This window comes from Streptomyces sp. UF-297 (assembly GCF_058245575.1).
The window spans coordinates 1-5,771 of sequence record NZ_JBSIBZ010000177.1 but is presented as its reverse complement, the minus strand read 5'-3'; the positions used below and the strand labels follow the sequence as shown (position 1 = coordinate 5,771).

Below are 5,771 nucleotides of genomic sequence, written 5' to 3'. Positions count from 1 at the left end.
CCCCCCCCCCCCCCCCCCCCCCCCCCCCCCCCCCCCCCCCCCCCCCCCCCCCCCCCCCCCCACCGCAGGGACAGGAGCGCCTCTTGCTTCTCCGGCTTGAACTTGGCCTATCGCCGGTGCTGGTCACACAGCCACCTTCCTAGGTCATCCCCCGAAAGACCCGCTGCCCGGCAAGGAGTTCACCCCGGTGCCCACCCTCCTGGGAGAAGGCCTCCAGCAGCACCAGCTCGCGTTGGAACGCCGCGCTCCACCGCGCGCCCTCGGGTACGCGCCATACTCCCTTGGCGTGCGCATCGCGGCCGAATCGTGCACCACAGTCGCCCCGTGGCCGCCGGCCACCACCAGCCCGGACCCCACCGGCGCCCGGGCACCACCGGAAACGACGGCACCGGAGCCGGCGCCTTGAACCGCACCGATACAACCGCCTGTTCCCACGACAGCTGCATCATCTGTCCGGCAGTCGTCGGCACCGTCGCCGTGATGGAGCAACTCCACCCGCCCGCGCCGGTGTCCGGGCGGCCCTGAACCGGGAACAGCAGTTGCGCTCTGACTCCCACAGGACGCCGGCAGCGGGCCCCGGCGCACCCGTAGGCGTCGGTGTGTTGCCGGGGCCTGTGGACACCTGGCCCGTGTGGTGTGCCGCTGTGCCGCGGCGATGCCTGGCTTCTCCCCTTGCCAATGAAACAACGATTCGTTGTTTGATTGCCGAGGCGCGGTAGGGTGGCGGCATGGCACGTGACGCTCAGGACAACGCCCGTCGGCGGCTGGCTGCGCTCACGGACGCTCCCACGGTGGACGGGAGCCCGGCACTCCGGATGGAGCAGGACGCCGCACTGCTGGGGCGGCTGTTGGCCACCGCCGTTGCCCATCGGGACAGTGACGGGCAGACGCCGGATGTGACGATGGAGGACGTGGGCGCCGCACTCGGCCTGTTCGAGGACCTGCGCCTGGCACTGGACCGGCTGGAGAGCCAAGTGGTGATCGAGGCCAGGCGCCGCGGCATGGACTGGCGGCACATCGCCCGGCACCAGGGCCTGAACTCCTCCCAGGCCGCCTCACAGCGCTATCAGCGGCTGGTGACCCGGCTCGAAGAGATCCGCCAGGGCATCCGGTAGAAGCAGAGGGACACACAGATGACGGACCACCAGCCAGAGCTGTTCGCCGCGGTCGACTCGCTGCTCGCCGCCGTCGACGGCGGCACCGTGCTGCCCGCCCCGGCCGAGCGGGTACGGCTGCGCGAGGCGGCCGGCCTGACCCAGGCCGCCATCGCCCAGGCCCTCGGCGTACGCGTGGCGAGCATCCAGGCATGGGAAGCGGGCCGCGCCGAACCCAAGGGCGAGCGCCTCGAGGCCTACCGCAGGCTGCTCGAGGGCCTCGCCGAACGCTACCCCGCGCCCCCCGGCACCATGGCACCCCAGCCGTCGGCGCAAGCACAGCCGCCGGCCACCGGTCCGGCCCCTCACGCCGAGGGCGCGCCTCCCGCGCCGGACACCCCGCAACGCCCTGCCCACGGCACCGCTGCCGCCCCGGCCGCTGCGCCCCGTCCGGCCGCTGCGCCGCGTGCGGCGGCCGCGTCCAGGCAGCCGTCGACGTCGCGGCGTGCGGGTGCGAGGAAGGCTGCCCCGGCGAGCACCCCGGCGGCCGACACCCGGTTCGCGAACGGGCCGCTGCTGGTCATCGACGCCGATGCTGACCGTCAGGTGACCGGCTACGGTGTCGGCGGCCTGGTGCTGGACGTGCCCGCCAAGTCCCTGCCCGCGCTGGTGGAGTGGGCGCTGGCCGAGGCGCAGATCGGGGCGGGCAAGCTGCACGGGTCCGGGAAGAATGCCGACCCGCTGCTGGTGCTCACCGCGGCCGCCTGCGAGCGGTACGGGCTCCCGGTGGAGCTGTCGGAGCAGGAGCGCCTCGCTGGGCGGATTCCCGACAGCCACAAGGTCATCAAGCAGCTGGCGCGCGCTGACTGGCAGTTGACCAAGCGTGGTCTGGGGCCGTGGGCGCGGATCTACCAGGACCCCGAGGGCAGGCGACGGCGCTGCGTGCAGCTGTGCCTCCCCGCGTGGAACGCCCTGGACGACCGTTCCTGGGGGGATGCCGCGCAGCTGGCGCCCCCCGAGCTCGCGCGGGTGCTGGGCGCGTACGCATCGCGGGTGATGACGCCGGTCGGCTCCACCGCCGTGACCGGCCTGGAGCTGATGACCGCGCTCAACCCGCCCACGAAGGCCAGTGAGCCGGACGAGCACGGCAAACGGCATCCCGAGCACCGGCCCGGCTCGCTGGGCAAGGAGGCGATGGACCCGGCGCCGTGCGAGGCGACCGACGGACACCCGGTCCTCAAGGATCTGCCCCGCTTCCACATCCGCGGCCCGGAAGAGAAGCTTTTCGAGGAGGCGTACGACTGGGCGCGGGACCTTACCGACGCCGAGTGCATGCAGCGGTACCTGGTCGGTATCGATGTGAACCTCGCCTTCGGCGCGGCCGCGAACGGCGCCGTGGTCGGCCTGTCGACACCGCCCGTGCACGTCACCAGCCCCGCCTTCGATGCGACGCTGCCCGGCTCCTGGCTGGTCGACCTCTCCCACGTCGACCTCTCCCACGTCCTGGTCGGCAAGGAATGGCAGCAACTGCAGGGCGAGCTGCTGCCCAGCCCGTTCACCCCGGACGGCGAACGCCCCACAGGGCCTGCCTGGTACGCAACGCCCACGGTGGCCTACGCGGTGGAACTCGGCTACGACGTCGCCCCGGCCGAAGCCTGGGTCCGCCACGAGAAGGGCAAGTTCCTGGACGGCTGGTACAAGCAGCTGCGCAACGCCTACGTCGACACGATGGCCGATCTGGGGGTGGGGGAGAAGCTGGCCCCGGCCGACTTCCTGGCGGCGATGGACGGCCACAAGCAGCGCGACCCTCAGCTGGCGATCGTCCTGGACGCCGTCAAGATGACCACCAAGGGCGGCATCGGCAAGCTGCGGGAGAAGGCGCGCGGCGGCGGCTGGCGCCCGGGCCAGCCCTGGCCGGCCCTCGCCCGGCCCACCTGGCGCCCGGACATCAGGGCAGCTGTCATCTCCCGGGCCCGGACCAACATGCACCGCAAGATGCTCAACCTGGCCGCGGCGACCGGCCGGTACCCGGTCGCGGTCCTCTCGGACTGCGCCGTGTACGCCGCCGACGGCCCCTCCCCGCTGGACGTCCTCCCGTACGGCGCCGACGGCAAGACGGTCCCCGGCAGCTTCCGGCTCGGGGTGAGCCCGGGGATGGTCAAGCATGAGGGCACCCAGAGCGTGCTGTGGGGCGCGGAAGTTCATGAGCAGCTCACCAGCAACGGCAAGGTCGCCAACCTCGCCCGCTACATCAAGACCGGCGAGGTCACCGCCAAGGACACCGGAGAGTAGGAGCAGGCCGATGGCCACCACGGTCGGGGAAGGGCTCGACAAGGCGGTCCAGGGCGCGTTCACACGCCCGGCCCCCAAGTCCGCCGGTGCCCAGATGCGGTACCTGGTCAAGCAGCACAAAGGCAGCACGAAGAATGTCGCGCAGCTGCTCGGCATCTCCCAGCGCACTGTCGAGCGGTACGTGAAGGACCAGATCAAGAAACCCCGCAAGAACCTCGCGAACCGCATGGAGCAGGAGGTGAAGAAGCGGTGGCAGCCGCAGGTGAAGGCCAAGGCCAAAAAGGCCGCGGCCACTTCGACCGGCCTCATGATCGACACCCGCGCCCGGTTCGGCTTCACCGCCGCCCCCGGCACCACCGACGACGCCCGCCTGCGCCACCTGACGCTGGCCCTGCCCCCGCAGCATGCTGCTCGCCTCTTCGCGGCCCAGGAGGCCGGTGCCACCGAGGACGAGCTGCAGCAGATCGCCGCGGAGGCTCTGGGGGAGGTCTACTTCCGCGACAGCGGACGCCGCGCCCACGGCCTGGAAGTGGAGCTGACCGACCTCGAACACCTCGAATTCGATCTGTAGCCGTCCCGGCCGCAGCGAGCCCGGTAGGGCAGGTGTTGAGCCGAAGCGTGATGGTTGTCACCGAGGCAGACGGGTTGTCATCGGACTGTCGGAGGCAGTGCGCGGTGCTGCCCGTTGGCGTCCTGTCGCGTTCTGGTTGGCAGATTCGCAGTCTTTCGCGTTCACGATGGCCGATCGCAAGGACAGCCCGGGGGATGGACTGTCAAGCTGCTTCGGTGCTTGAATATCGCCTCTGGCTTGCCGCAGTCCCGGAACCCATACCTGAAGCCGAAGCCCGTATCTACTGGAATCTGAAGGACCACCCCACTCCAGCCCTCGACGGAGCGTTGAAGCGGGTGGACTACGCCTATGTCGGCTCCTGGCAGGACAGCCATCTGGCGGAAGTGCCGCAGTCCGGCCGTTGCCCTGCCGTCCGGATCTTCGACCGGCTGTTTTACCGAGGGACCATCGACTGTTATCAAGTACCGGTTCTGGATGCTCGGCTGCGGGATGAGCTGCTTGATCTCTACCGGCCCCGGACGGGTGATCTGCCCGCGGAATGCACGGATGCGGATGAGATCGCTGCGTATCTCACGGCGCACCTTGGTTGGGGCCTGCTGCCCGAGGAAACACCACCACCGACCACGGCACTGTCTCCGGCGACACGGACAGCTTTGTCGATGATGAGCAGGACGTCTGAGCCGACCCGTGGTGCCAGTGCGGCGCCGGGGTCTGTCTGACTATGTTGGAGTCGTTGATGGTGTCGGAGCGGTCGTAGGCGACGTAGGTTGAGCACAGGCCCCCTCAGGTGCGGTCGTGTGGCCACCAGTGCTCGGGGCCGCCGTTCTCCTCGCCCATGTGCGTGCGCACGGCTTCCATCGCGCGCAGAGACGACTTCGCGTCGTCTTGGCTTGGTGACGATCAGTGAACGGTCACAGTGTGCCTTCTACTGGGACGATGCCGGAGGCGACCAGGGGGAGCGAGGGGCGGGCGCTGGTCGGGCCTGCCGAACCTGTAGCCCCAGAGCAGTCGCCTGCCGTGGGCGCAGCGACGTCAGCGTGCGTTGGGATGGCACCAGTGGCGCGCTTCCCAAGCCACGCTCGCTCATCAGACGACGTGCCCAACCACCTGGTAGCGCGTGCCTGGGTTTTCCAGGATGCTCTCGTGGAAGAAGGGGGCATCCAGTTCGCCAGTCAACGCCTTGAATAGGAACTCGGAGAACCCGAGCTCATACCGGCTCCATGAGCCTCGCCAGTCGACCGCGATTTCCCATTGGTGTGCCGTCTTTCCCGAGGGGGTGAGGAAGACCTGTACCCCTCCTTCGGTCTCCGCTACCGGAATAATTCCTCGCGGCTCAGGATGTACCGGGTAGGGGAATTGGTCCGGAAATTCCTGACGAAGCGATCCGATTTCATCGATCGCGCGATCAATGAAATCTCCGAGGTTCATGATATCGCCCCTGGGGTGCGACACATAGAGCATCTCATAGAGTTCGCAGGGGCCGTAAGCCGAAACGAAGTCCTTGTAGTCTGTCGGAAGGGACGTTCCGAGGCGTTCCTCGAAAGAATCCCAATCCATTGCCTTGTCCGAGTGCACTTCGGGTGCCCCCAGTACATTAACGAACAGAGACAGGTCCACCGGAACTCCTCTCGCCGCAGGTGTGCCAACCCGCAGCCGTGTTGTAAAGGGAATAATGGAGTCGATAGCCCTCGCGATGCGCTAGTGTTTCGTGATTCCGTCGGCGTTACTTGATCTTGGGTGACTCGTTGCTACTGACATGGAGCTCTCCGTGGAACAGGCCGCCGAGTTGCGGGAGTTGTCGAGCAGCCGGGATG

Annotated in this window: 5 protein-coding genes; 4 read left to right on the top strand and 1 reads right to left on the bottom strand. The window is 68.8% G+C overall.

Annotated elements, in window-relative coordinates; all coding sequences use genetic code 11:
• Window positions 1-728: 728 nt before the first annotated feature.
• The 4 genes from AC4IJH_RS43020 to AC4IJH_RS43005 all read left to right on the top strand — a co-directional run bounded on the left by AC4IJH_RS43020 (window position 729) and on the right by AC4IJH_RS43005 (window position 4,676).
• Window positions 729-1,115 carry a hypothetical protein gene (locus AC4IJH_RS43020; protein WP_490857491.1) on the top strand — a complete coding sequence of 129 codons (387 nt, stop codon included), beginning with the start codon at window positions 729-731 and terminating at the stop codon, window positions 1,113-1,115.
• Between the two features lie 18 nt (window positions 1,116-1,133).
• Window positions 1,134-3,386: a telomere-associated protein Tap gene (gene tap, locus AC4IJH_RS43015; RefSeq protein ID WP_490857490.1), complete on the top strand. Its 2,253-nt coding sequence runs from the start codon at window positions 1,134-1,136 to the stop codon at window positions 3,384-3,386.
• A gap of 10 nt (window positions 3,387-3,396) precedes the next feature.
• The gene (tpg, locus tag AC4IJH_RS43010; RefSeq protein ID WP_490857489.1) at window positions 3,397-3,957 is read left to right on the top strand and encodes a telomere-protecting terminal protein Tpg; all 561 of its coding nucleotides are present in this window, start codon (window positions 3,397-3,399) and stop codon (window positions 3,955-3,957) included.
• 215 nt (window positions 3,958-4,172) lie between these two features.
• Entirely contained in the window at window positions 4,173-4,676 is a 504-nt protein-coding gene (locus tag AC4IJH_RS43005; RefSeq protein ID WP_490857488.1) for a hypothetical protein, read from the top strand.
• A gap of 367 nt (window positions 4,677-5,043) precedes the next feature.
• Here the strand turns inward: AC4IJH_RS43005 and AC4IJH_RS43000 are convergent, their stop codons facing one another.
• Window positions 5,044-5,574 carry an SMI1/KNR4 family protein gene (locus AC4IJH_RS43000; protein WP_490857487.1) on the bottom strand — a complete coding sequence of 177 codons (531 nt, stop codon included), beginning with the start codon at window positions 5,572-5,574 and terminating at the stop codon, window positions 5,044-5,046.
• Window positions 5,575-5,771: the final 197 nt, after the last annotated feature.